General features: G+C 70.3%; 19 protein-coding genes. 13 read left to right on the forward strand and 6 right to left on the reverse strand.

Annotated features, from left to right (window positions below; translation table 11 throughout):
* Positions 1–2: 2 nt before the first annotated feature.
* From ACSU6M_RS22170 to ACSU6M_RS22180, 3 genes are all read left to right on the forward strand, one after another.
* Entirely contained in the window at positions 3–401 is a 399-nt protein-coding gene (locus tag ACSU6M_RS22170) for a (deoxy)nucleoside triphosphate pyrophosphohydrolase (protein ID WP_437071660.1), read from the forward strand.
* 136 nt (positions 402–537) lie between these two features.
* On the forward strand, positions 538–966 hold the full coding sequence (locus tag ACSU6M_RS22175) for an ATP-binding protein (RefSeq protein ID WP_437071662.1): 429 nt from the start codon (positions 538–540) through the stop codon (positions 964–966).
* 283 nt (positions 967–1,249) lie between these two features.
* Entirely contained in the window at positions 1,250–3,859 is a 2,610-nt protein-coding gene (locus ACSU6M_RS22180; protein ID WP_437071664.1) for a SpoIIE family protein phosphatase, read from the forward strand.
* A 57-nt stretch (positions 3,860–3,916) separates the two neighbouring features.
* On the opposite strand, the gene ACSU6M_RS22185 is transcribed toward ACSU6M_RS22180, so the two are convergent.
* The 5 genes from ACSU6M_RS22185 to ACSU6M_RS22205 are packed head-to-tail and all read right to left on the reverse strand — an operon-like array spanning position 3,917 to position 9,792.
* Entirely contained in the window at positions 3,917–5,866 is a 1,950-nt protein-coding gene (locus tag ACSU6M_RS22185; protein WP_437071666.1) for a hypothetical protein, read from the reverse strand.
* A gap of 43 nt (positions 5,867–5,909) precedes the next feature.
* Positions 5,910–6,686, reverse strand: coding sequence for a succinate dehydrogenase/fumarate reductase iron-sulfur subunit (locus tag ACSU6M_RS22190; protein ID WP_437071668.1), 777 nt, complete (start codon positions 6,684–6,686; stop codon positions 5,910–5,912).
* Positions 6,683–8,626, reverse strand: coding sequence for a fumarate reductase/succinate dehydrogenase flavoprotein subunit (locus ACSU6M_RS22195; RefSeq protein ID WP_437071670.1), 1,944 nt, complete (start codon positions 8,624–8,626; stop codon positions 6,683–6,685). The genes ACSU6M_RS22190 and ACSU6M_RS22195 overlap by 4 nt, the downstream gene beginning before the upstream one ends.
* Positions 8,626–9,447, reverse strand: a complete 822-nt coding sequence (locus tag ACSU6M_RS22200) for a hypothetical protein (protein WP_437071672.1) — start codon at positions 9,445–9,447, stop codon at positions 8,626–8,628. Before ACSU6M_RS22200 ends, ACSU6M_RS22195 begins: the two co-directional genes overlap by 1 nt.
* A gap of 51 nt (positions 9,448–9,498) precedes the next feature.
* Positions 9,499–9,792 (reverse strand): hypothetical protein, encoded by a 294-nt coding sequence (locus tag ACSU6M_RS22205; RefSeq protein ID WP_437071674.1) that lies wholly within the window; start codon positions 9,790–9,792, stop codon positions 9,499–9,501.
* Between the two features lie 310 nt (positions 9,793–10,102).
* On the opposite strand from ACSU6M_RS22205, the gene ACSU6M_RS22210 reads away from it, so the two are divergent.
* From ACSU6M_RS22210 to ACSU6M_RS22240, 7 genes are all read left to right on the forward strand, one after another.
* Positions 10,103–12,421 carry an ABC transporter family substrate-binding protein gene (locus tag ACSU6M_RS22210; RefSeq protein WP_437071676.1) on the forward strand — a complete coding sequence of 773 codons (2,319 nt, stop codon included), beginning with the start codon at positions 10,103–10,105 and terminating at the stop codon, positions 12,419–12,421.
* 164 nt (positions 12,422–12,585) lie between these two features.
* Positions 12,586–14,493: a translational GTPase TypA gene (gene typA / locus ACSU6M_RS22215; RefSeq protein ID WP_437071678.1), complete on the forward strand. Its 1,908-nt coding sequence runs from the start codon at positions 12,586–12,588 to the stop codon at positions 14,491–14,493.
* Between the two features lie 387 nt (positions 14,494–14,880).
* Positions 14,881–15,927 carry an ABC transporter permease gene (locus ACSU6M_RS22220; protein ID WP_437071680.1) on the forward strand — a complete coding sequence of 349 codons (1,047 nt, stop codon included), beginning with the start codon at positions 14,881–14,883 and terminating at the stop codon, positions 15,925–15,927.
* A gap of 102 nt (positions 15,928–16,029) precedes the next feature.
* Complete coding sequence (locus ACSU6M_RS22225) at positions 16,030–17,832, forward strand: ABC transporter substrate-binding protein (RefSeq protein ID WP_437071682.1); 1,803 nt, start codon at positions 16,030–16,032, stop codon at positions 17,830–17,832.
* A gap of 99 nt (positions 17,833–17,931) precedes the next feature.
* Entirely contained in the window at positions 17,932–18,909 is a 978-nt protein-coding gene (locus tag ACSU6M_RS22230) for an ABC transporter permease (RefSeq protein ID WP_437071684.1), read from the forward strand.
* Positions 18,910–18,924: 15 nt separating this feature from the next.
* On the forward strand, positions 18,925–19,986 hold the full coding sequence (locus ACSU6M_RS22235) for an ABC transporter ATP-binding protein (RefSeq protein ID WP_437071686.1): 1,062 nt from the start codon (positions 18,925–18,927) through the stop codon (positions 19,984–19,986).
* A gap of 14 nt (positions 19,987–20,000) precedes the next feature.
* Positions 20,001–21,113 carry an ABC transporter ATP-binding protein gene (locus ACSU6M_RS22240; RefSeq protein ID WP_437071688.1) on the forward strand — a complete coding sequence of 371 codons (1,113 nt, stop codon included), beginning with the start codon at positions 20,001–20,003 and terminating at the stop codon, positions 21,111–21,113.
* Positions 21,114–21,120: 7 nt separating this feature from the next.
* On the opposite strand, the gene ACSU6M_RS22245 is transcribed toward ACSU6M_RS22240, so the two are convergent.
* Positions 21,121–21,861: a class I SAM-dependent methyltransferase gene (locus tag ACSU6M_RS22245; protein ID WP_437071690.1), complete on the reverse strand. Its 741-nt coding sequence runs from the start codon at positions 21,859–21,861 to the stop codon at positions 21,121–21,123.
* A gap of 227 nt (positions 21,862–22,088) precedes the next feature.
* Here ACSU6M_RS22245 and ACSU6M_RS22250 point away from each other — a divergent pair, with 227 nt between their 5' ends.
* Genes ACSU6M_RS22250 through ACSU6M_RS22260 form a run of 3 tightly spaced genes read left to right on the forward strand, consistent with a single transcriptional unit; the run spans position 22,089 to position 25,624 of the window.
* Positions 22,089–23,726 (forward strand): peptide ABC transporter substrate-binding protein, encoded by a 1,638-nt coding sequence (locus ACSU6M_RS22250; protein ID WP_437071692.1) that lies wholly within the window; start codon positions 22,089–22,091, stop codon positions 23,724–23,726.
* Positions 23,727–23,730: 4 nt separating this feature from the next.
* Positions 23,731–24,654 (forward strand): ABC transporter permease, encoded by a 924-nt coding sequence (locus tag ACSU6M_RS22255; RefSeq protein ID WP_437071694.1) that lies wholly within the window; start codon positions 23,731–23,733, stop codon positions 24,652–24,654.
* Positions 24,647–25,624, forward strand: coding sequence for an ABC transporter permease (locus ACSU6M_RS22260; RefSeq protein WP_437071696.1), 978 nt, complete (start codon positions 24,647–24,649; stop codon positions 25,622–25,624). Before ACSU6M_RS22255 ends, ACSU6M_RS22260 begins: the two co-directional genes overlap by 8 nt.
* Positions 25,625–25,629 lie beyond the last annotated feature (5 nt).

Below are 25,629 nucleotides of genomic sequence, written 5' to 3' on the forward strand. Positions count from 1 at the left end.
CCATGGACGAACGGATCGTGGTCGTCGGAGCCGCGTTGATCGACGGCGGCCGGCTGCTGGCCGCGCGCCGGAGTGCGCCCCCCGAGCTGGCGGGTCGCTGGGAGCTGCCGGGCGGCAAGGTGGAGCCGGGGGAGGCGCCCGAGGCCGCGCTGGTGCGGGAGCTGCGCGAAGAGCTCGGCGTCGCCGCGGAGGTGCTGGCGCGGGTGCCGGGGGAGTGGCCGTTGCGGTCGCCGTATGTGCTGCAGGTGTGGACGGCGCGGTTGTCGCCGGGGGCGGGGGCTCCCGAGCCGCTTGAGGATCATGACGAGCTGCGGTGGCTGGAGCCGGGGGAGTTGTGGGACGTGGAGTGGCTGGAGCAGGACGTGCCGGCGGTGCGTGAGGTCGCGGCACACCTCGGCTAGGACGGGCGCGTGAGGCGCGTTTCGGGAGCAGGGGCATGCGCGGTGTACGCCGTCCGTGCCACTGTGCGCCTGGTCGGACGGTAGCGGCCACCGAATATCGGGTATGTGCCCATTAACCCCATGAAAACGGACATGGGTGGGCTCGCTGGCCTGGGAAGTGATCGGCGTGATCGACACCGATGGCGACTGCGCCGAGTGGACCTTTCCGGCGGACCCCGGCGCCGTCCGCAAGGCTCGTGCCTGTGTCCGCGGCCAGCTGCACGACTGGGACCTCGACAGCGTCGGCGATCTCACCGCCCTCCTGGTCAGCGAGCTGGTCACCAACGCGCTGCGGCATGCCACCGGCCCGATCGGCGTCCGCCTCGTACGCCCCGCCGGACTCCCCGAGACCCTGCTGGTCGAGGTCTCCGACCCGCTGCCCGACCCGCCCCGCGAGCGCTCCGCCCGCCCCGAGGACGAGAGCGGACGCGGACTGCAACTGGTCGCCTCCACCTCGCGCCGCTGGGGCACCCGCCCCGGCGAGACCGGCAAGACGGTCTGGTTCGAACTCGCCGTACCGCGCTGAACGGACGGGGCGGACACGGCACCGCGGGGGTGGCACGGGTGTACAGCGGGAGCACTTGCGACCAGCGGCGTGAACCGGCCGCCGAGAGGTGCCCCCTGGTGTGGTTCGACGGCGTGTGCGCTGGTTAGAAGTCTGGAAGTGTTCTCGCAGCAGGGTCCGAAAAACGCCTGGACCATGCTGTGATCGTGAACACCGTGTTGTGCGGCCCCGTTGTACTGGATACTGCGGGCAGCCGCCGCCGGTGACCGGTGCCGGACGCGGTGAGCTGGAGGGGACGGTTCGCGTGAGCGAGATACCAGCGAAGGCCTCGGAGTTCGAGGACCCGTCGGGCGGCGCGGGGACGGTGCCGTCGGGCGCCCTGGGGTCCGCGTCGCCGGCCGGTGACCCGATGTGGCAGTCCAGTCCACCCGGCTCGATGTACGACTACATCAAGGTCGCGTCCTTCTCCATCGGCCCCGACGGTCTCGTCGACCAGTGGAGCCTGCGCGCCGAGCAGATCTTCGGGATCCCCGCCGAGCGGGCCCTGGGCATGGACCCCATCGAGACCTTCATCGGCCCCGACCGCCGCGAGCGCGGGCAGCGCAAGATGGCCGAGATCCTCGACGGCCGCGAGTGGACCGGCGTGATCCCGTTCCGCACGCCGGACGCGCCGGACGGCACCCGCGGGAGCGACGCGCTCGCCGAGGTCTATGTGATGCCGACCCGCACCGAGGACGGCGCCAAGGCCGCCGTGTGCATCGTCGTCGACGTCCGGGTGCTGCGCACCATCGAGACCGACCTCGCCGCGTCGCAGGCCATTTTCGGTCAATCGCCCTTCGGATTCCTGCTGATCGACCGGGATCTGAAGGTCCGTCGGGCCAACGAGCGCTTCGCCTCCATCTTCGGGGGCACCCCCGACGACCACCGCGGCAAGGGCGTCCACGACTATCTGCCGCGCGCCGAGGCCGACCGGGTCTCCGCGACCCTGCGCCGGGTCCTGGAGACCGGCGACTCCATCACCGACATGCACATCACCGGCTATGTGCCGGGCTCCGACGAACGCCGGCACTGGTCGGTCAACCTCTACCGCGTGCACAGCGGCAGCGGCCGCCCGATCGGCATCGCCTGGCTCGGCACCGACATCACCGCCCGCCGCGCCGCCGCCCGCGAGGCCGCCGCCGCCCGCCGCAACCTCGCCCTGCTCAACGAGGCCGGTGCCCGCATCGGCAACTCCCTGGACCTGGAGACCACGGCCCGCGAACTCCTCGACGTGGTCGTCCCCGGCTTCTGCGACCTGGCCACCGTCGACCTCTACCAGGGCCTGCTGGCCGGCGACGAGACCCCGCCCGGCCTCGCCGACGGCAGCGCCGAACTGCGCCGCGTCGCCTTCGCCAGCGCCGTCTCCGAGCTGCCCTTCGAAGGCGCCGGCACCCCCGTCGCCGTCGGCGCCGTCCACCACTACCCCTTCAACTCGCCCTGCGCGGACGCCCTGCGCACCGCCCGCCCGCGCAGCGTGCCCGCCGTGGAGGGCGCGCTCGTCCAGTCCACGCTCGCCGTGCCGATGGTCGCCCACGACACCGTCGTAGGACTGGTGCAGTTCTCCCGTACGAAGGGCAGCGAGCCGTTCGGCGACCGGGACCGGGACCTCGCGGTGGAGCTCGCGGCGCGCGCGGCGGTCTGCATCGACAACGCGCGGCTGTACCGGCGCGAGCACGAGCGGGCGCTGATACTGCAACGGTCCCTGCTCCCGCCCGGCGACCCCATCGCCTCCGGCCTGGACATCGCCTGCCGCTATCTGCCGGGCAACGCCTCCACGGGGCGGCCCAGCGAGGTGGGCGGGGACTGGTTCGACGTCATAGAACTTCCCGGGCACCGTACGGCGTTGGTGGTCGGCGACGTCATGGGGCGCGGACTGCGTGCGGCCGTGGCGATGGGTGAACTGCGCACCGCGGTGCGCACCTTGGCCCTGCTGGACCTGGAACCGGCCGAGGTGCTGTCCCAGTTGGACGAGATCGCCCGCGGACTGGGTGCGCCCGGGGGCGTCCAGCAGGCGACGCGGGCCGCGCGCCGCCCCCGCGAGGCGGACCTGTCCGAGGTGTACCTGGCGACCTGCGTGTACGCGGTCTACGACTCGGTCACCCGCCGCTGCACCTTCGCCAACGCCGGTCATCTGCCCCCGGTCCTCGTCGAGCCCGGCGAGGCGGCGCTGATGCTGGACGTGCCGCCGGGCATGCCGCTCGGCGTCGGCGGGGAGCCCTTCGAGGAGGTGGAGGTCGAGCTCCCGGAGGGGGCGCTGCTCGCGCTCTACACCGACGGCCTGGTGGAGTCCCGCGACCATCCCCTCGACGAGGGCCTCCAGGCGTTCGTCGGCGCGCTCACCGACCCCTCCAGCCCCCTGGAGGACGTCTGCGACCACGTCCTCGCCACCCTCGACACCCACCACGGCGAGGACGACATCGCCCTGCTCATGGCCCGTGTGCAGGGCCTGCCCGCCGAGTCCGTCGGAGACTGGACGCTGCCGCGCGAGCCGCGCAGTGTGGGCCGCGCCCGCGAGTACGCCCGCGGGCAGCTGCTGTCCTGGGACCTGGAGCCCCTGGTCGACACCGCGGAGCTGCTGGTCAGCGAGCTGGTCACCAACGCCCTGCGGTACGGCGAGGGCGAGATCAGACTCCGGCTGCTCCTGGACCGCACCCTGGTCTGCGAGGTGTGGGACTCCGGGCTCGTCCAGCCCCGCCGTCGACGCGCCCGCGACACCGACGAGGGCGGCCGCGGCCTCCAGCTCGTCGGCCTCCTCAGCGCGGCCTGGGGCTCCCGCCGGACGCCCCGCGGCAAGACGGTCTGGTTCGAACTCGCCCTGCCGGACGGGAAGAACGGCCCGGTGGATCCGGCGGAGGCACTGCTGAGCCTGTTCTGAACGGGCGCCGGGCCGGACCGGCCGCCCCGGCCCAGCGCCTCACGCGGGAGCGCGGTGTCAGGGGTGGCCGCCCGTGTCCGGGGTGTGCGCCGGGGACCGGCGGGAGCGGGTCGTCGGGCCGCCGAAACTCGGGGGTGCGAGGGTGTCCGGGGGGTCCGCGGGGTCGCCCAGCAGGATGCCTCCGACGACCGCCCCGGAGACTCCGCTGCCGAACACGTCCGTCTCGGTGAGCGGATGGCCGTGCAGACGCACGTCCTCCTCGGCGAGGTGCCGGGCCCGCCGGGCGAGGGCGTCGGCCGACGGCCAGTACTCCGCGCCCTCGGCGAGGAGCCGGCGCGCCTCCGCCAGCCGGGTGCGCGCCTCCGCCCGTACCGCGCCCCGATGCGTGGCCACGAACCCGTCCGCGTCCGCGACCGCCTCGCGCGCCACCGCCCACGCGGCCGCCCCCAGCACCCCGTCCCGCCCCGCGCCCAGCGGCACCACCGCCCGCGCGATCCGGCGCAGCGCGTCCAGCGGGTCGTAGACCCCGCCGATCAGCTCCTCCCGCACGGCGGCCAGCACGAGATCGAGCCGCGCGAGCCGCGCCCGCACTTCACCGGCCGGCAGCCCGGACACCCCGTCGGCACCGGCCCCGCCGGCCCGCACCCCCGGTTCCCGCACGCCCCAGGACGCGGCCTCGGCACCCCCCGCCCACCGCGCCCGGACGTCCGCCCCGACCCGCTCCGCGCCCGACAGCGCGGCCGGTACCAGTGCCGCCGCCTCGCTCAGGGCCGCGGCCAGGCGGTGGACGGCGTCCAGGAGGACGGCGGCCTGGGCGACAGCGCCCTCGGCGGCGCGCAGATGGGTGGCGGCGCGGGCGGGGTGGCCCAGGTCGGAGGACTGGCGGGCCTGGTTGAGCCGGGTCGTGGCGAACACCAGTCGGTCCTTGGCCTGCTCGGCGAAGCCCGTGACGGGCGCCCGCGCGGAGGGTGGAAAGCGACGGGCGATCTCGGCGAGCCGCGCCTCCGCCGCGGAGGTGCGCCCCGCCAGCTCCCGGAACCTGTGCTCCGCGATCTCCAGCGCCCCGCCGAGCCCGGCGCCCTCCAGATCGCGCAGGGCGTCGAACGCGGCCGCCTGCGCGTCCAGCCGCCGCCCCGCCTCCACACACCGGCCCACGATCCCGGCCAGCGCGTGCCGCCGCGCCTCGGGATCCTCCGGTACGCCGTCGTCGTACCCCTGCCGTATCCGGAACGCCGCCGCCAACTCCCCCTCGGCCTCGGCCAAGGCCCGCTCGAACCTCCCTATGCCCTCGCCCTCCGCCGACGCCCGCTCGAACGCCTCGACGCCCTCGGCTCCGGCAGTGGCCCGCCCGGCCCCCTCGTTCCCCTGGCCCTCGGCAGGCGCCCCCGCGAACCTCTCCACGCGCTCGGCCCCCGCCGTAGCCCGCCCGCCCCCCTCGCCCTCGCTCGGCGCCCCCTCGAACCTCTCCGAGCCGTGAGTCTCCGCCGCGGCCCGTCCGCCCCCCTCGCCCCCCGCCATCCCGGCCGCGGGCCCCCGCCGATCCGTGGCCGTCCCCGCGCTCAGCCGTTGCCGCGCGAACCCCAGCTCCTCCGCGCTCGTGCGCACACTGTCGTCCGCCGCGACCAGCGCGCGCCGGCACCGCTCGTCCAGATCGGTGAGCGCCGCTACGGCGGCGCCGGTGGAGGAGGTGCGGCCGGGCACCGCGGGGGTGCGGGCGCGGCGGGTCCGCCGTACATAGCCGTACGCCGCGAACGCGCCCGCCGCTCCCGCCGCGAGCAGGGGAAGGACGAGGTCGGCCGTCGACGTCCCGTCGTCCCGCGGCTCCTGCGCCACCGCGCTCGGACCGGGCCCGGTCACCGGCACGGGCGTGGTGCCGGAGTCCGCGGCGACCGTCGGCAACACCAGCCACACCAGCCCGGCCGCGCCGCCGAGCACCGCGTGGGCCACGCGCGCGGATATGTGGCCGCGGGCCCGCCGGGGCCGCCCGCGGAAGGGGGAGGGCGTCACATTGGGGAGCGTATGACCGGATATACCACCCCCGCTACCGGGGTTAGCCCTGGCCGGACCGCCTCCGGATCTTCGAGCCCAGCCACACCAGCGGGTCGTACTTGCGGTCGACGGCCCGCTCCTTCAGCGGGATCAGCGCGTTGTCCGTGATCTTGATGCCCTCGGGGCAGACCTCCGTGCAGCACTTGGTGATGTTGCAGTAGCCGAGCCCGTGGTCGTCCTGCGCGGTGCGCTTGCGGTCCAGGCCGGTCTCCTCGGCCGCGTCCAGGGGATGCATGTCGAGCTCGGCGACCCGCATCAGGAAGCGCGGACCCGCGAACGCCGTCTTGTTCTCCTCGTGGTCGCGGACCACATGGCAGGTGTCCTGGCACAGGAAGCACTCGATGCACTTGCGGAACTCCTGCGAGCGGTCCACGTCCTCCTGCATCATCCGGTACTCACCGGGCGCCAGCCCGGCCGGCGGCACGAAGGCCGGGACCTCGCGCGCCTTGGCGTAGTTGAAGCCGACGTCGGTGACCAGGTCGCGGACGACGGGGAAGGCGCGCAGGGGCGTCACCGTGATCGTCTCCGCGCGGTCGAACACCGACATCCGCGTCATGCACATCAGCCGCGGCCGCCCGTTGATCTCCGCCGAGCACGAACCGCACTTGCCCGCCTTGCAGTTCCAGCGGACCGCGAGGTCGGGCGCCTGGGTGGCCTGGATGCGGTGGACGATGTCCAGCACCACCTCGCCCTCGTTGACCTCCACCTCGAAGTCCGCGAGGCCCCCGCCGTCCTGGTCGCCCCGCCACACCTTGAACCGGGCCTGGTAGCCGCTCACTCGTACAGCTCCTCCTCGGCGAGGTACTTGACCAGCTCCTCCTTCTCGAAGAGGGCGAGCAGGTCCGGACGGATGGGCGGGGTGGTCTCGCGCTCCAGGGCGATCTGCCCGCGCACCGGATCGGTGGCGGCCAGGCCGCCCGTGGGGTCGGTGAGCCGGCACAGCAGATTGACGCCCCGCCATCTGCGGTCCATGCCGGGGAAGTCCTCGCGGGTGTGCCCGCCGCGCGACTCGGTGCGCTCCAGCGCCGCCCGCGCCACGCACTCGCTGACCAGCAGCATGTTCCGGAGGTCGAGCGCGAGGTGCCAGCCCGGATTGAACTGCCGGTGCCCCTCGACCCCGGCCCGCCGGGCGCGCAACCGCAGTTCGGCCAGCTTCTCCAGGGCCTGCTTCATCTCGGCCTCGCGGCGGATGATGCCGACGAGGTCGTTCATCGTCTGCTGGAGCTCCTGGTGCAGGGTGTACGGGTTCTCCGGCGGCCCGTCCCACTCCTCCCCGTCCCCGCCCTCCACCGAGAACGGCCGCAGCGCCTCCGCCGCCGCCGTGTCCACCTGCCCGGCGTCCACCGCCGGCCGCGCGCCCGCGAGCCCCGCCGCGTACTCGGCGGCGTGCCAGCCCGCCCGGCGGCCGAACACCAGCAGGTCGGACAGGGAGTTGCCGCCCAGCCGGTTGGAGCCGTGCATCCCGCCCGCCACCTCACCGGCCGCGAACAGCCCCGGCACCCCGCGCGCGGCCGCCGAGTCGGAGTCGACGGCGATGCCGCCCATCACGTAGTGGCAGGTCGGCCCGACCTCCATGGCCTCGGCCGTGATGTCGACGTCCGCCAGCTCCTTGAACTGGTGGTACATCGACGGCAGCCGCCGCTTGATCACCTCGGAGGGCATCCGCGTCGACACGTCCAGGAAGACCCCGCCGTGCGGGGAGCCCCGGCCCTCCTTGACCTCGGAGTTGATCGCGCGGGCCACCTCGTCGCGGGGCAGCAGCTCAGGGGGACGCCGGTTGTGGTCCGGGTCCTCGTACCAGCGGTCGGCCTCGTCCTCCGTCTCGGCGTACTTCTCCTTGAAGACGTCCGGGATGTAGTCGAACATGAACCGCTTGCCGTCGGAGTTGCGCAGCACCCCGCCGTCGCCGCGCACCGACTCGGTGACCAGGATGCCCTTCACCGACGGCGGCCAGACCATGCCGGTCGGATGGAACTGCACGAACTCCATGTTCAGCAGCGGCGCCCCGGCGAGCAGCGCCAGCGCGTGGCCGTCGCCGGTGTACTCCCAGGAGTTCGACGTCACCTTGAAGGACTTGCCGATGCCGCCGGTGGCGATCACCACGGCGGGGGCCTCCAGGACGAAGAAACGGCCGGATTCCCGTTCGTAGGCGAAGACGCCGGAGACCCGGCCGCCGTCGTCCTTCAGTACGCGCGTGACCGTGCACTCCTGGAACACCTTCAGCCGGGACTCGTAGTCGCCGGTCTCGCGGTGGTCCTCCTGCTGCAGGGCGACGATCTTCTGCTGGAGGGTGCGGATCAGTTCGAGCCCGGTGCGGTCGCCGACGTGGGCGAGGCGCGGGTACTCGTGGCCGCCGAAGTTGCGCTGGGAGATCCGGCCGTCCTTCGTACGGTCGAAGAGGGCGCCCCAGGTCTCCAGCTCCCACACGCGGTCCGGGGCCTCCTGGGCGTGCAGTTCGGCCATGCGCCACTGGTTGAGGAACTTGCCGCCGCGCAGGGTGTCGCGGAAGTGGACCTGCCAGTTGTCGTGCTCGTTGGCGTTGGCCATGGCCGCCGCGATGCCGCCCTCGGCCATCACCGTGTGCGCCTTGCCGAACAGCGACTTGCAGATCACCGCCGTACGCGCGCCGCGCTCACGCGCCTCGATCGCGGCGCGCAGCCCGGCGCCGCCCGCGCCGACCACGACGACGTCCCACTCCTGGCGGTCCACCACGGGCATCAGAACAACCTCGGATCATCGAAAGCGCCGGACGCGACGAGATACACGTAGAAGTCGGCGAGCGCCACGCTCACCAGGGAGGTCCAGGCCAGCAGCATGTGATGGGCGTTGAGCCTGCCCACCAGCTGCCACATGCGGTACCGCACGGGATGCCTGGAGAAGTGCTTGAGCTTGCCGCCCACGATGTGCCGGCAGGAGTGGCAGGACAGCGTGTACGCCCAGATCAGCACGATGTTGACCAGGAACACGACCGTGCCGAGGCCCATGTGGCCCCAGTCGTAGTGCTCGTCGCGGAAGGCGAGCACCGTGTCGTAGGTGAGGATGGCGGCGACCGGCAGCGCCGCGTAGAAGAAGTACCGGTGCAGGTTCTGCAGGATCAGCGGGAAGCGGGTCTCGCCGGTGTACCTGGTGTGCGGCTCGGCCACCGCGCAGGCCGGCGGGGAGGCCCAGAAGCCCCGGTAGTACGCCTTGCGGTAGTAGTAGCAGGTCAGCCGGAAGCCCAGCGGGAAGACCAGGATGAGGATCGCGGGGGACAGGCCCCACCAGCTCCCGAAGATCTCCCAGTTGGGGCCGGCCTTCATGGGTACGCAGTTCTCCGCCAGGCACGGCGAGTAGAACGGTGAGACGTACGGGGCTGCGTAGTAGTCGTCGTTCGCGAAGGCACGCCAGGTCGAGTAGACGATGAAGGCGAGCAGACCGGCGGTGGTGGCCGCGGGTGCCAGCCACCACCGGTCGGTCCGCAGATGCCGGGCTTCGATCGCGGCGCGCGTCGCGGACCGGACGCCGCCGCTGTGCGGATGGGGTTCCGTGTCAGTGGCCAATGCGGACTCCGTCTCCTGACAGGAGGCTCGACGGGGGGCTCGACGGGGAGCTCAGGGGGCGCGCCGGTCGCGGGCTCCCAGGCCCTCGTCGTCGATGTCGACCCACAGGCTGTCGTCGTACGGGGTGTCGGGGATGGTGACCAGTTCCGGCTTGCGCTGGGCGCCCTGGGCGGAGGTGGCCTCCCGGAGCAGGGAGACGCTCTCGCGCAGATGGTCGGCGTCGGTGCGGACCCGGCGCATGTCCAGCCCCGCGCTGCTGCCGAGCTGCTGTTCCAGGCGGCTCACCGACCGGGACAGATCGTCGAGGCAGCGCTGGACCGACGTGAGTTCGTCGTGCACGGACATGACGTGACCTCTTTTCCATCGGAGGTGCGGCCGGGGGCCCGGCCCTCGATGGTGACGTTCATGCGCCTGCGAGTGTTGCGCGTCACACCGGCGGGTGGGAAGGGATGTGCACCGATTGGCCGAGGCGTGCGGGTGCACTCCCTGGGTGCGTTGCGCCGCACGGGTGGGCTTGTCACCCGTTGCCGCCGTGTCGCCCCCTGTTGCCGAACCCTTTCCTCTTCAGTGGCTGCGGATCTCCGCATACATCTGATCAGCACCAAATACCGCCAAACGTGATCATAACCCCCGCGGCTTCCGGAGGTAACCAGAGATGTCCCACGACGGCGTCGGACCCAGAGCCTGGACCGATGAGCCGCGGTTCGTCAGCACCCTGAAGGGGCGCGAGGAACTGCGCGACCGGCCACGGCGCACCCGCAGGCACAGGACGGCCCCGCGCGGCCTCACCCGCTCGGCGGCCGTTCTCACCGCGGGTGCGCTCGCGCTGCCCCTGCTCGCTGGCTGCGGCGAGTCCGACGACGCCGGCAAGCCCCTGGCCGGCGCCGACATCGGCGAGGCCGCACGCGCCCAGGTCGCCGACGGCGGCACCCTGCGCTGGGCCGTGGACGCCGTACCGGAGACCCTCAACACCTTCCAGTCCGACGCCGACGCCACCACCACCCGGATCGCCCAGGCCGTGCTGCCGTCGATGTACCGGCTGGACGCGAACGGGCGGCCGGAACGCAACACCGACTTCCTGGAGTCCGCCAAGGTCGTCGAGACCGAGCCCCGTCAGGTGGTGCTCTACAAGCTCCACCAGCAGGCCGTCTGGAGCGACGGCCGCGAGATCGGCGCGGCCGACTTCGCCGCCCAGTGGCGCGCCCTGTCCGGCAAGGACAGCGCCTACTGGACCGCCCGCAACGCCGGCTACGACCGCATCGAGCGGATCGAACGCGGCGCCAACGACCTCGAGGTCAAGGTCACCTTCGCGCGGCCCTACGCCGACTGGAAGTCGCTGTTCTCGCCGCTGTACCCGAAGGAGGTCATGGGCACCCCGGACTCCTTCAACGACGGCGCCCGCCGCAAGCTGAAGGTCACCGCCGGGCCGTACTCCCTGAAGAAGGTCGACCGCAAGGACGACGAGGTCACCCTGGCCCGCAATCCGCGCTGGTGGGGAGCGCCCCCCAAGCTCGACAAGATCGTGCTGAAGGCGGTGCCGCGCGACGAGCGGGCCGAGGCGCTGGCCGCCGACGCCGTCGACCTGGCCGAGATCGACCCCGAGGCCGCCGCCCGCCTCGACAGCGCCGCCAAGGGCGCGGCCGGCCCCCTCGCCGGCCCCGGCGGCGGCCGTACGGCGGCCAGGGCGCTGCGCTCCTGGGCGCTGGCCAACGGCTCCGACGAGGAGGCCGCCGAGCAGGAGGTGCAGGCCCGCCAGAAGCTGCGCAGGGCCGTCGCCCGGTGGGACAGGCAGCAGCAGGCGCTGCGCGGCTTCGAGGTCCGCAAGTCCCTGGAGCCCGCCTTCACCCAGCTCGCCCTGAACGGCGCCGGCGGCCCCCTCGCCGACGAGCGGGTGCGCCGTGCCGTGGCCCGCGCCCTGGACCGCGAGGAGCTGGCCCGCATCGTGCTGAAGCCGCTCGGCCTGCCCGCCGAACCGGTCGGCAGCCACCTCGCCCTGTCCGGACAGGCCGCCTACGCCGACAACAGCGGCGCCCTCGGCGGCCAGGACACCGAGGAGGCACAGGCGCTCCTCGCCGACGCCGGCTGGGTGCGCGGCGGGCCCGTCAAGGAGGGCAAGGAGGGCGAGAAGGCCGCCGGGGCCAAGGGCAGGAAGGCCGGCGAGCAGCAGTCCGAGGGCGGCTCCGACGGCACCTACATCGTGGGCGGCGAGGACAACAAGGCATACCGCGAGGCCGAGCGCCGCGCGGAGGCCGGGGAGGGCACCGAGCGGGAGCGGCGCGTCCGGGACGGGGAGCGCCATCTCGCCCAGGACGGCAGGCAGTACGCCGAGCGGCTCCGGCAGGGCGGTGCGCCGGGCGCGTACGCCCCGAAGGGCACGGCCGCGCCGGCCGGTGCGCGGAGCGGGCCGCTGGCCAAGGACGGCGAGGCGCTCACCCTGCGGTTCGTGGTGCCCTCCGGTGAGGGCTCGCAGACGCTGCGCACGGTCGCCGAGCGGATCCGGCGGATGCTGGACCGGGTCGGCATCCGGACCCAGGTCGTCAAGGTCTCCGACGAGAGCTACTTCAAGGACCACATCGCGGCGGGCGAGTACGACCTCGCCCTGTACTCCTGGCCCGCGTCCGCCTTCCCGGCCACCGACGGGCGGCCCATCTACGCCAAGCCGGTGCCGGCGGCCGACGGCTCGCTGAGCGTCGAGCAGAACTACACGAGGGTCGGCACGGACCAGGTCGACCAGCTCTTCGACCAGGCCGTGGCCACGCTGGACGACGAGGAGCGCCGGGGTCTGATCCGCAAGGCGGACTCCCGGATCTGGGCGGCCGCGGGCTCGATCCCGCTGTATCAGCGGCCCCAGCTGGTGGCGGCGAAGAAGAACCTGGCCAACGCGGGGGCGTTCGGTTTCCGGACGCCGGTCTACGAGGACATGGGCTTCCTGAAGAAGGGCGCGAAGGCGTCCCCGTCCCCCGCCGAGAAGTGATCACGCGTCCGGGCGACGGATGATCATGTGAGTGCCCCTGCGGAAGCCGTCTCCCGCAGGGGCACGTAACATGGGGTGAGGCCGTGGCATGTCAAGCCCGGCAGGGCCCGTGTACCACCGATGGACGCGCTGGCCTTCCTCACACTCCGGGAGTAAGCCGCACTATGGCCACGCGCCACGACATCCGCAATGTCGCCATCGTCGCCCACGTCGACCACGGCAAGACCACCATCGTCGACGGCATGCTGAAGCAGGCCGGCGCCTTCGCCGCGCACCAGCTCGACTCCGTCGACGACCGCATGATGGACTCGAACGACCTGGAGCGTGAGAAGGGCATCACGATCCTCGCCAAGAACACGGCGGTCAAGTACCACCCGAAGGACGGCGGGGAGCCCATCACGATCAACATCATCGACACCCCCGGCCACGCCGACTTCGGCGGCGAGGTCGAGCGCGGTCTGTCGATGGTCGACGGTGTCGTGCTGCTGGTCGACGCCTCCGAGGGCCCGCTGCCGCAGACCCGCTTCGTGCTGCGCAAGGCGCTCCAGCAGCGGCTGCCGATCATCCTGTGCATCAACAAGACGGACCGCCCGGACTCCCGGATCGACGAGGTCGTCAACGAGACCTACGACCTGTTCCTGGACCTGGACGCCGACGAGGACCAGATCGAGTTCCCGATCGTCTACGCCTGCGGCCGTGACGGCGTCGCCTCGCTGACCAAGCCGGAGGACGGCACGGTCCCGGCGGACTCCGACAGCCTGGAGCCGTTCTTCTCCACCATCCTGGACACCATCCCTGCCCCGTCCTACGACGAGGACGCCCCGCTCCAGGCCCACGTCACCAACCTCGACGCGGACAACTTCCTCGGCCGTATCGCGCTGCTGCGGGTGCACCAGGGCGAGCTGAAGAAGGGCCAGACGGTCGCGTGGATGAAGCGCGACGGCTCGGTCAGCAATGTGCGCATCTCCGAGCTGATGATGACCGAGGCGCTCACCCGCAAGCCCGCCGAGAAGGCCGGTCCGGGCGACATCTGCGCGGTCGCCGGTATCCCCGACATCATGATCGGCGAGACCCTGGCCGACCCGGAGAACCCGATCGCGCTGCCGCTGATCACGGTCGACGAGCCCGCGATCTCGATGACCATCGGCACCAACACCTCCCCGCTGGTCGGCCGCGGCGGCACCGGCAAGGGCGCCGACGCCAAGGCGGCGGTGAAGGACCGCAAGGTCACCGCCCGCCAGGTCAAGGACCGCCTGGACCGCGAGCTGATCGGCAACGTCTCGCTGCGCGTGCTGGAGACCGACCGCCCCGACGCCTGGGAGGTCCAGGGCCGCGGCGAGCTGGCGCTGGCCATCCTCGTCGAGACCATGCGCCGGGAGGGCTACGAGCTGACCGTCGGCAAGCCGCAGGTGGTCACCAAGGACGTCGACGGCAAGGTCTACGAGCCGGTCGAGCGCATGACGATCGACGTGCCCGAGGAGCACATGGGCGCGGTCACCCAGCTCATGGGCGTCCGCAAGGGCCGTATGGACAACATGTCCAACCACGGCTCGGGCTGGGTGCGCATGGAGTTCGTGGTGCCCTCCCGCGGCCTCATCGGCTTCCGTACGGAGTTCCTGACGCAGACCCGCGGCACGGGCATCGCGCACTCCATCCACGAGGGCCACGAGCCCTGGTTCGGCACCCTGCAGACCCGCAACAACGGCTCCCTGGTCGCCGACCGTGCCGGTGCCGTCACCGCCTTCGCGATGACGAACCTTCAGGAGCGCGGCGTGCTCTTCGTGGAGCCGGGCACCGAGGTGTACGAGGGCATGATCGTCGGCGAGAACTCCCGCTCCGACGACATGGACGTGAACATCACCAAGGAGAAGAAGCTCACCAACATGCGGTCGTCCACGGCCGATGTGGCCGAGTCGATCGTTCCCCCGCGCAAGCTGTCGCTGGAGCAGTCCCTGGAGTTCTGCCGCGACGACGAGTGCGTGGAGGTCACCCCGGAGGCCGTTCGCATCCGCAAGGTGAACCTGGACGCCCGCGAGCGCGCCCGCGCCGCGAGCCGCGCCAAGCACGGCTGACGCCGCCTCGACGGCACCCATCCGGGACCCGGTTCTCCCTTCAGGGGGAGGGCCGGGTCCTCGGCATGCCCGGCGTGATCTGTTCAGGAGGCCGTCGGACCCCCTTGGAGGGATGTTCGGATATCGGTGATCCGCCGATCAAGTTTCGGACATGTAAACAAAAATCCCTCCCCGAATGTCCGAAATGTCGGATCGGTGTCTCGCCTGTCAAGCGCGACCAGGTGTCAATCTTCGCAATTTTTGCTCAAAAATTTGCGCTTAGGGAGATCCCTATGTCTTCCGCCCTTGACGCGCGTTGATGCACTTGGCGAAAGTTCCCCCAAACCACAGAACCTGCCGGTATCTGTGCTGCGCTCAACTCTCCAACCCCCCGGGGGAAGAACACACATGACCAGTCCGACGAAGGCCGAGGGCTCCGGGTCCGCGGTCGCCTTGGACCCTGAGCTCGAGGCGACCTCCGAAGTCGCCAAGGGCGAGAAGAAGCTTGAGGGTCGTTCCCCCGGGCAGTTGATGTGGCAGCGCTTCAAGCGTGACCGTACAGGCATGGTCTGCGCCGGCGTAGTGATTTTCTACTTCGTCGTCGCGCTCTGCGCTCCGCTGCTGACCGCGATCAGCGGTACCGACCCGTACACGCTGTACGGCCAGGACCCGACGTACGCGGACAAGCCGGTGCTGGACGACTTCGGCCTGCCGCTCGGCTACTTCGGCGGCGTCTCCGCCGACCACTGGTTCGGTGTGGAGCCGCAGTACGGCCGCGATCTGTTCGCGATGCTCGTGTACGGCATGCGCACCTCGCTGTTCATGGCGCTGGGCATCACCGTGCTGATGGTCGTGACCGGTGTCATCGTCGGTCTGATCGGCGGCTACTTCGGCGGCCGGGTCGACTACTGGCTCGGCCGGGTCACGGACTTCTTCCTGTCCTTCCCCTCGCAGCTGTTCTTCATCGCCTTCATGCCCGTGGTGACCGCGTTCTTCGTGGACCCGCAGGAGGAGACGCCCACCTACTTCCGGGCGCTGGCGATCATGATCGTGCTGTGGGTGCTGGGCTGGATGGGCATGGCCCGACTGGTCCGCTCCACCGTGCTGTCCCTGCGTGAGCGGGAGTTCGTGGAGGCCGCCAAGGTCGCGGGCGCCTCGCCCTGGCGGATCGTCCGCAAGGAGATCCTGCCGAACGTGGTCTCGCCGATCCTGGTGCAGTTCACGTACATCCTGCCCAGCACGATCCTCACCATCGCGTTCCTGTCCTTCGCGGGCGTCGGCTTCGTCGAGCCGACCCCGGACTGGGGACGACTGTTCGCCGCCGGCGCCGATGTCGTTGAGCAGGACCCGGCGTTCATGTTCTTCCCGGGTACGGCGCTGGTGATCTTCATCCTGGCCTTCAACCTCCTCGGAGACTCGGTCCGGGATGCCTTCGACCCCAAGTCCGGGCGGTAACTCGTCCACTGGTGGGGGGTGGCTGCCGCCCCCGCGTCGGCCTACCAGCCGCGTCAGGCAGTACTCATGGATAACAACCGACAGGTAGGTGCATTCACCGCTATGAAGCTCACCTCGCGCAGAGCGCGTGCCATAGTCGTCGCCATCGCGGCCGGCTCCCTCGCGCTCACCGGCTGCTCCGAGAACAAGGGCACGAGCACCGGCAAGGACTCCAAGAAGGACCAGAAGGAGGCGGCCACCCAGTCCAAGCCGGTCGTCTACGCCGACGCCGCGGCCTCCACCGGGCCCGCCGAGGAGGTCCCCGGAGCCAAGCCGGGCGGCACGATCATCGCCTACCAGGAGGCGGGCCTGACCCACCTCGACCCGGGTCAGATCTACGTCTCCGACGCCGGCCAGGTCGCCAACCTGCTCTTCCGCGGTCTGACGAACTTCTCCGAGGACGGCAAGGGCAACGTCTCGGTCGTCGGTGACCTCGCCACCGACTCCGGCAAGTCCTCCGACGGCGGCAAGACCTGGACCTACACGCTGAAGGACGGCATCAAGGACCAGAACGGCAACCCGATCACCTCGGCCGACATCCGCCACACCTTCGAGCGTCAGTTCGCGAAGTTCATCTTCGACGGCCCGACCTACCTCCAGACGTGGCTGGCCGGCGACAAGTACGCCGACGACTACCGCAAGATGCTCCCGGACGGCGGCTACGGCAAGAAGCACCTGCCCGACACCGTCCTGGAGACCCCGGACGACAAGACGATCGTCTTCCACTTCGACAAGCCGCGTCCGGACCTGCCGCAGACGCTGGCCATGCCGGGCTACACGGTCGTCCCCGAGGAGACCGACACCAAGGAGAAGTACGACAAGGCCCCGGTCGCCACGGGCCCGTACAAGGTCGCCGAGTACAAGATCGGCAAGTCCCTCAAGCTCGTCAAGAACGAGAACTGGGACCCGAAGACCGACTCCGTGCGCCACCAGTACGTGGACGGCTGGGACTTCCAGTTCGGTGTCACCGAGTCGACCCAGACCAAGCGTCTGATCTCCGACCAGGGTGCCAACAAGAACGCCATCCAGTTCACCGGCTCGGTCGACGCCACCCAGATCCAGGACGTCATCTCCAACCCGTCGGTCAACAAGCGCACGATCAAGGGCTACCAGCCCTACGTCATGCAGCTGACGTTCAACCTCGACCGCGTCAAGAACAAGACGGTTCGTGACGCCGTCGCCTACGCGATGAACTCCAAGTCGCTCATCGCCGGTGAGGGCGGCGCCTTCGGTGGCGACGTGGCCCCGAACCTGTTCGCCCCGACGCTGCCGGGCTACGACCCGACGTACGACCCGTTCGGCCGTCTGAAGACGCCGCAGGGCAACATCGAGAAGGCCAAGGAGCTCCTGAAGGACGTTCCCGCCTCCGAGAAGAAGCTCGTCTTCGCCTACGGCAACAGCGAGGCCGGCCAGAAGCGCAAGGTCGCCGTCGAGGACGCCCTGAAGAAGGTCGGCATCGACGTGGTCTCCAAGGAGATCGACGCCGCGAGCTACTACGAGCAGATCGGTAAGCTCAAGAACCCGTACGACATCTACATCACGGGCTGGGGCCAGGACTGGCCGTCCCCGGGTACGGTCGTCACGCCGATCTACGACGGTTCGCAGGTCCAGGACGGTGGCTCGAACTACAGCCACATCGACGACCCGAAGGTCCAGGAGCTGATCAAGAAGGCTCTGACCCAGGAGCCGGCCGAGGCCGCCAAGACCTGGGAAGAGGCGCACCACTACATCATGGAGCAGGTCAACCCGGCCGCCCCGCTGTGGTACACCAAGCAGTTCCAGCTCTACGGTTCGAACATCGGCGGTGCCCGCTACAGCACCGAGTCGAGCTACATCGACGTCACCCGCCTGTTCCTGAAGTCGTAACTCTCTACGGCTGATCGCGGGAGTGCGCCCCCGGCGGAGCGCACTCCCGCGGTTCCGTGAATCCGTCCACCGTCTGTCGCAGAGAGCAGCCACCCCGCCATGCTTCAGTTCATCATCCGGCGCTTGGTCGGTGCCGTCGTCACCCTGTTCCTCATCGGTGCCGCCACGTTCTTCCTCTTCGTCGCCGCACCGTCCGACTACGCCTCCCTGGCCTGTGGCAAGGACTGCTCCGCGGCGAGACTCGAGGACATCCGCGAGGCCCTGGGCCTCAACCTGCCCATCGCCCAGCAGTTCTGGGACTTCATGTCCGGCATCGTGATGGGGCGTGACTTCCCCACCGGCCACTGCCCGGCCCCCTGCCTCGGCCAGTCGTTCTACTACGACGAGGGCGTCTGGGACATCATCATGGACCGCTTCCCGCTCACCATCTCGCTGACCGTGGGAGCCCTCTTCGTCTTCCTCACCCTCGGCATCGGGGCCGGCATGATCTCCGCGTACAAGCGCGGATCGGCGCTCGACAAGATCGCCACCGGCTCCTCGATGGTGCTCAGCTCCTTCCAGATCTACTTCCTCGGCCCGATCGTGCTGCTGATCTTCGTGTACAGCACCGGATGGGTGGAGGACCCCAAGTACGTGCCGTTCACGGACGGTCCGCTCGCCTGGCTCGGTGGCCTGTGGATCCCGATGCTCGTGATGGCCACCATCTTCACCGCGCAGTACACCCGTATGGCGCGCGCCTCGCTCATCGAGCAGCTCGCCGAGGAGCACGTGCGCACCGCCCGGGCCAAGGGAATGTCGAAGCAGTACGTCTTCTTCCGCTACGCCTGGCGCGGCTCCCTGATCCCGATCGTCACCGTGCTCGGCATCGACATCAGCTCGCTGCTCGGCGGTGGTGTGGTCACCGAGCTGACCTTCTCGCTGCAGGGCATCGGCATGCTCGCCGTGGACGGCGCGGTCAACAAGGACCTCCCGTTGACCATGGGTGTGATGCTGGTCGGAGCCTTCTTCATCCTGCTCCTGAACATCCTCACCGACATCGCGTACGCCTGGATCGACCCGCGCGTCCGGCTCTCCTAGGAAGAACCAACCACCGTGACCACACTGACCAAGACCGAGGACGCCCCGGCCCCGACCGGGCCCGAGAGCTTCCTCTCGGTCCGTGACCTGCGGGTGCAGTTCTCCACCGAGGACGGCATCGTCAAGGCGGTCGACGGCCTCTCCTTCGACATCGAGCGCGGCAAGACCCTGGGCATCGTCGGCGAGTCCGGCTCCGGCAAGTCCGTCACCAACCTGACGATCCTCGGCCTGCACAACCCCCGCAGCACCACCGTCGACGGCGAGATCGTCCTCGACGGCAAGGAGCTCGTCACCGCCAGTGACAAGGAGCTGGAGAAGCTCCGCGGCAACAAGATGGCGATGATCTTCCAGGACCCGCTGACCGCGCTGTCCCCGTACTACACGGTGGGCCGGCAGCTGTCCGAGCCGTACATGAAGCACATGGGCGCCTCCAAGAAGGAGGCCAAGGACCGCGCCATCCAGATGCTGGAGAAGGTCGGCATCCCGCAGCCCAAGGTGCGCTTCGACGACTACCCGCACCAGTTCTCCGGCGGTATGCGCCAGCGCGCGATGATCGCCATGGCCCTGATGTGCGACCCCGAGCTGCTGATCGCCGACGAGCCGACCACCGCGCTCGACGTGACCGTGCAGGCCCAGATCCTGGACCTGCTCAAGGACCTCCAGCAGGAGTTCGGCTCCGCGATCATCTTCATCACCCATGACCTGGGCGTCATCGCCAACATGGCCGACGACCTGCTGGTGATGTACGCCGGCCGGGCCGTGGAGCGCGGCACCGTCAAGGAGGTGCTGGGCACGCCCAAGCACCCCTACACCTGGGGTCTGCTCAGCTCGATGCCGCGCCTCGACGGTGACATCCACCAGGAGCTGACACCCATCCCCGGCACCCCGCCGTCCCTGCTCAACCCGCCGTCGGGCTGCCGCTTCAACCCGCGCTGCGCCTACACGGACAAGGTCGAGGGCGACCTGTGCACCACGGCCCGGCCGCCGCTCGCGGACGGCCGCGCGGCCGCGTGCCACCTGACGGCCGAGCAGAAGCAGGCCATCTTCATCGACGAGATCCAGCCCCGGCTGCGCTAGGGAGAGACGAGATCATGAGCGAGAACCTCACCCTCCCCGATCAGCAGGGCACCACCGACACCGCTCGGGAGACGCTGCTCGAGGTCAAGGGCCTCACCAAGCACTTCCCGATCTACGGCGGCTTCCCGATCAAGCGCAAGGTCGGCGCGGTCCAGGCGGTCGACGGTGTCGACCTGACCGTCGGCGTCGGCGAGAGCCTCGGTGTGGTCGGCGAGTCCGGCTGCGGCAAGTCGACCATGGGCCGGCTGATCACCCGCCTGCTGGAGCCGACGGCCGGCCAGATCACCTACCGCGGCCAGGACATCACCCACGCCAAGCGCAAGCAGCTGGCGCCGGTGCGGTCCGAGATCCAGATGATCTTCCAGGACCCGTACTCCTCGCTGAACCCGCGGCAGACCGTCGGCACGATCATCAAGTCGCCGATGGAGGTCAACGGGATCAACCCCGAGGGCGGGCGCGAGAAGAAGGTCCGCGAGCTCCTTGAGCTGGTCGGCCTCAACCCCGAGCACTACAACCGCTTCCCGCACGAGTTCTCCGGCGGTCAGCGCCAGCGCATCGGTGTCGCCCGCGCGCTCGCCCTGAACCCGAAGCTGATCGTCGCCGACGAGCCGGTCTCCGCGCTCGACGTGTCGATCCAGGCGCAGGTCGTCAACCTGCTGCAGAAGGTGCAGGACGAGCTCGGCATCGCGTTCGTCTTCATCGCCCACGACCTGGCGATCGTGCGGCACTTCTCGCAGCGCGTCGCGGTGATGTACCTCGGCAAGGTGGTCGAGGTCGGCGACCGGGACTCCATCTACAACCGGCCGCGTCACCCGTACACCCACGCCCTGCTGTCGGCCGTGCCCGAGGTGGACGTCTCCGACGACGCCGAGCAGCGCGAGCGGATCCGCCTCTCCGGTGACGTCCCCTCGCCGATCCACCCGCCGTCCGGCTGCCGCTTCCGCACCCGCTGCTGGAAGGCGCAGGACAAGTGCGCCACGGAGGAGCCCCCGCTGGTCCAGCTCTCCGGCAACCGCGACGGCCACCTCACGGCCTGCCACTTCCCGGAGGAGCCGACCACGGAGGCCCACGGCGAGGACGTCATCCTGGACCCGGCGCTGAAGGCGCTGGAGAAGGACGACAAGTAGGACGTGCCTAGGCGCGCCGCGCCTCGGTGACGATCTCGCGACTGGCGGCAGGGTCATACGGCCCTCGCCGCCAGTCGCCGTATCGGCCCACGACCGCGAACCCTGCCTCCGCCAGGAAGGCGTCCAGCGCCTGCGCGTCCAGGAACCGCAGCACACTGCGGCTGACCCGCCGGCGCTCCCAGCGGGGGCTCGCGAACGTCTCGGTGAACGTCACCCGGTCCCCGAGAACCGGCTCGACCACCTCGTGCCACACCCGCACCCCGGCCCCGTCCGGCCCGGCGATCTCGCGCGCCCGCTCCGGCGTCCACTCCTCCCAGGCCCGTGCCGCCGGATTGCGCGTCTCGAAGACGAAGCGGCCCCCCGGCGCCAGCGCCTGCCGCACCCCCGCCAGCAGCCGCCGCACCTGCTCGTCCCCCAGCAGCTCCTGGAACGCGTGCCCGGTCATCACGGCCAGCTCGAACTCGCCTTCCCAGCGCACCGACTCCAGATCGCCGAGCACCCACTCCACGTCCGGCGCCGCCCGCCGCGCCTGCACCAGCATGGCCGCCGCCGGGTCCAGCCCCGTCAGCCGTCCCTCGTGCCCGGCCGCCCGCGCCCCCCGCAGCAGCCGCCCGGTCCCGCAGCCCACGTCGAGCACGGCCCGCGCGGACATCACCAGCTCCAGATAGAAGTCGTCGTCCGGCCCCCACTGGTTGAGGGCGTCGTACAGCTGGGCGAGCTCCAGGTCGGCGAAGGAATGATCAACCATTCCGGCAGTCTGCCTGCTGATCCGTCAGTCAGTACAGAAATCCTCGATTTACGACCGGTAAACGCCAGGTGTACGCCCATGAGGAGGCCCGGCGTCGCCCGAAGAGCCCCGTGCGTGTGCGCCATGCACCGAATGCCCCGATATTGGCCGGTGACGGGTCAGTGCTTCGGCGCTGGCGGCACAGCGCACCACAGCGCAGCACTTGCGCACTCACGAGGAGGCACTCCATGCGCGGAGCCACTCACGCCCGATGGACCGCATGTGCGGCGGCGGTAGTCCTGGCGGCGACGGCCTGCGGAGGCGGCGGGGACGACGGCGGCGGTGGCGGCGGTGCCGACGGCGGCGCGGTGCTCTCCGCGTCCTGGACCGACCCGCAGAACCCGCTGGAGCCGGCCAACACCAACGAGGTGCAGGGCGGCAAGGTGCTCGACATGATCTTCCGAGGTCTCAAGCGGTACGACCCGAAGACCGGCAAGGCCGAGGACATGCTCGCCGAGAAGATCGAGACCACCGACTCGCAGACCTTCACCATCACCATCAAGGACTGGACCTTCTCCAACGGCGAGAAGGTGACCGCCAGGTCCTTCGTCGACGCCTGGAACTACGGCGCCAGCCTGAAGAACAACCAGAAGAACGCCTACTTCTTCGGCTACATCGAGGGCTACGACAAGGTCCACCCCGAGCAGGGCAAGCAGAGCGCCGACACCCTGTCCGGCCTGAAGGTCGTCAACGACAAGACCTTCACCGTCAAGCTCACCCAGAAGTTCTCCACCTTCCCCGAGACGCTGGGTTACGCCGCCTACGCCCCGCTGCCCCGCGCCTTCTTCGAGAACCGCTCGGCCTGGCTGTCCAAGCCCGTCGGCAACGGCCCGTACACCGTGCAGGGGTACACCAAGGGCTCCGAGATGCGGCTGCGCAAGTGGGAGCAGTACCCCGGCCCGGACAAGGCCCAGAACGGTGGCGTCACCCTGAAGGTCTACACCGACAACAACACCGCCTACACCGATCTGATGGCCGGCAACCTCGACCTCGTCGACGACGTCCCGGCCGCCCAGCTCGCCAACGTCCAGGCCGACCTCGGCGACCGCTACCTCAACACCCCGGCCGGCATCATCCAGACGCTCGCCTTCCCGTTCTACGACAAGAACTGGAACAAGCCGAACGGCGACAAGATCCGCAAGGGCCTCTCCCGCGCCATCGACCGCGAGCAGGTCACCAAGACGATCTTCCAGAACACCCGCACCCCCGCCACCGACTGGACCTCGCCCGTCCTCGGCGCGGACGGCGGCTACAAGGAGGGCCTGTGCGGTGAGTGGTGCGAGTACGACGCCGAGGAGGCCAAGAAGCTGATCCAGGAGGGCGGCGGGCTCCCCGGCGGCCAGGTGAAGATCACGTACAACGCGGACACCGGCTCCCACAAGCTCTGGGTGGACGCCGTGTGCAACTCCATCAACAACGCCCTGGACAACGAGAGGGCCTGCGTCGGCAACCCCGTCGGCACCTTCGCCGACTTCCGCAGCCAGGCATCCACCCAGAAGCTGCGCGGCCCCTTCCGGGCCGGCTGGCAGATGGACTACCCGCTCATCCAGAACTTCCTCCAGCCGCTCTACTACACCAACGCCTCCTCCAACGACGGCAAGTGGAGCAGCGAGAAGTTCGACGACCTCGTCGACCGCGCCAACGCCGAGACCGACACCGCCAAGGCCATCGAGCTGTTCCAGCAGGCCGAGGAGGTCGTCCGCGACGAGATGGCCGCGATCCCGCTGTGGTACCAGAACGGCAGCGCCGGCTGGTCGGAGCGGCTGTCGAACGTGGCGCTGAACCCGTTCAGCGTGCCCGTCTACAACGAGATCAAGGTGGGCTGAGCGCGTGGGGCGGTACGTCGTCCGGCGACTGCTGCAGATGATCCCGGTGTTCATCGGGTCCACCCTGCTGATCTTCCTGATGGTGAACGTGATGGGCGACCCCATCGCGGGCCTGTGCGGCGACCGGCAGTGCGACCCGGCCACCGCCGCACAGCTCCGTCACGAGTTCGGCCTCGACAAGCCCGTGTGGCAGCAATACCTGACCTACATGGGGAACCTGTTCACCGGCGACTTCGGCACGGCCTTCAACGGCCAGGAGGTCACCGAGCTGATGTCGACGGCCTTCCCCGTCACCATCCGGCTCACCATCGTGGCGATCCTCTTCGAGATCGTCATCGGCATCACCCTCGGTGTGATCACCGGGCTGCGCCGGGGCCGGCCCGTGGACACCGGCGTGCTGGTCACCACCCTCGTCGTGATCTCCGTCCCCACCTTCGTCACCGGCCTGCTGCTCCAGCTGCTGCTCGGCGTCGAATGGGGCTGGATCCGCCCCTCCGTCTCCTCCGCCGCCCCCTTCGACGAGCTGATCCTGCCCGGCCTGGTGCTGGCCTCGGTGTCCCTGGCGTACGTCACCCGGCTGACCCGCACCTCGATCGCGGAGAACCGGCGCTCCGACTACGTCCGTACCGCCATCGCCAAGGGCCTGCCCCGGCGCCGGGTGATCTCCCGGCACCTGCTGCGCAACTCCCTGATCCCCGTGGTCACCTTCATCGGCGCCGACATCGGCGCCCTGATGGGCGGAGCGATCGTCACCGAGCGGATCTTCAACATCCACGGCGTCGGCTACCAGCTCTACCAGGGCATCGTCCGGCAGAACACCCAGACCGTCGTCGGCTTCGTGACCGTCCTCGTCCTGGTCTTCCTGGTCGCCAACCTGCTCGTCGACCTCCTGTACGCCGTACTCGACCCGAGGATCCGCTATGCCTGAGCAGTACGACGCCGACCGGGCCGTCTCCGGCGCCGGCATGGGCGGTGCGATGGATCTGGCCGTCACGGAGGCCGAGACGCTGGAGAAGACGCCCGGCGGTCCCGAGGGCACCGGCCCCGCCGGCAAACCCCGCAGCCTGTGGTCCGACGCCTGGCACGACCTGCGCCGCAACCCCGTCTTCATCCTCTCCGGCCTGGTCATCCTCTTCCTGGTCTTCGTCTCCCTGTGGCCCTCCGCCATCGCCTCCGGCAGCCCCCTCAAGTGCGATCTCTCCCGGGCCCAGCAGGGCTCCCAGCCCGGTCACCCGTTCGGCTTCGACGGCCAGGGCTGCGACGTCTACACCCGCACCGTCTACGGCGCCCGGACGTCCGTCACGGTCGGCGTCTGCGCCACGCTCGGCGTCGCGATCCTCGGCTCGGTCCTCGGCGGCCTGGCCGGCTTCTTCGGCGGTGTGTGGGACTCGGTCCTGTCCCGCATCACCGACATCTTCTTCGCGATCCCGGTGATCCTCGGCGGCCTGGTCCTGCTGTCCGTCGTCACCAGCAACACCGTGTGGCCGGTCATCGGCTTCATGGTGCTGCTCGGCTGGCCGCAGATCTCCCGCATCGCCCGCGGCTCGGTCATCACCGCCAAACAGAACGACTACGTGCAGGCAGCCCGCGCCCTCGGCGCCACCAACTCCCGCATGCTGCTGCGGCACATCGCGCCCAACGCCGTCGCCCCGGTCATCGTCGTCGCGACCATCGCGCTGGGCACCTACATCGCCCTGGAGGCCACGCTGTCCTACCTCGGCGTCGGCCTGAAACCGCCCAGCGTCTCCTGGGGGATCGACATCTCCGCCGCCTCCCCGTACGTGCGCAACGCCCCGCACGCCCTGCTCTGGCCGTCCGGCGCGCTCGCCCTCACCGTCCTGGCGTTCATCATGCTCGGCGACGCGGTGCGCGACGCCCTCGACCCGAAGCTGAGGTGACGGCG

The organism is Streptomyces sp. enrichment culture (assembly GCF_964272895.1).
In the GTDB taxonomy this organism is placed as follows: Bacteria; Actinomycetota; Actinomycetes; order Streptomycetales; family Streptomycetaceae; genus Streptomyces.

What these genes read in the sequence shown, in the direction of transcription:
- ACSU6M_RS22195 (WP_437071670.1), bottom strand. Translation starts at nt 8,626, where the DNA reads ATGCCCGTGGTGGACCGCCAGGAGTGGGACGTCGTCGTGGTCGGCGCG.
- ACSU6M_RS22245 (WP_437071690.1), bottom strand. Translation starts at nt 21,861, where the DNA reads ATGGTTGATCATTCCTTCGCCGACCTGGAGCTCGCCCAGCTGTACGAC.
- ACSU6M_RS22210 (WP_437071676.1), top strand. Translation starts at nt 10,103, where the DNA reads ATGTCCCACGACGGCGTCGGACCCAGAGCCTGGACCGATGAGCCGCGG.
- ACSU6M_RS22250 (WP_437071692.1), top strand. Translation starts at nt 22,089, where the DNA reads ATGCGCGGAGCCACTCACGCCCGATGGACCGCATGTGCGGCGGCGGTA.
- ACSU6M_RS22260 (WP_437071696.1), top strand. Translation starts at nt 24,647, where the DNA reads ATGCCTGAGCAGTACGACGCCGACCGGGCCGTCTCCGGCGCCGGCATG.
- ACSU6M_RS22220 (WP_437071680.1), top strand. Translation starts at nt 14,881, where the DNA reads ATGACCAGTCCGACGAAGGCCGAGGGCTCCGGGTCCGCGGTCGCCTTG.
- ACSU6M_RS22205 (WP_437071674.1), bottom strand. Translation starts at nt 9,792, where the DNA reads ATGTCCGTGCACGACGAACTCACGTCGGTCCAGCGCTGCCTCGACGAT.
- ACSU6M_RS22170 (WP_437071660.1), top strand. Translation starts at nt 3, where the DNA reads ATGGACGAACGGATCGTGGTCGTCGGAGCCGCGTTGATCGACGGCGGC.
- ACSU6M_RS22240 (WP_437071688.1), top strand. Translation starts at nt 20,001, where the DNA reads ATGAGCGAGAACCTCACCCTCCCCGATCAGCAGGGCACCACCGACACC.
- typA (WP_437071678.1), top strand. Translation starts at nt 12,586, where the DNA reads ATGGCCACGCGCCACGACATCCGCAATGTCGCCATCGTCGCCCACGTC.
- ACSU6M_RS22230 (WP_437071684.1), top strand. Translation starts at nt 17,932, where the DNA reads ATGCTTCAGTTCATCATCCGGCGCTTGGTCGGTGCCGTCGTCACCCTG.
- ACSU6M_RS22225 (WP_437071682.1), top strand. Translation starts at nt 16,030, where the DNA reads ATGAAGCTCACCTCGCGCAGAGCGCGTGCCATAGTCGTCGCCATCGCG.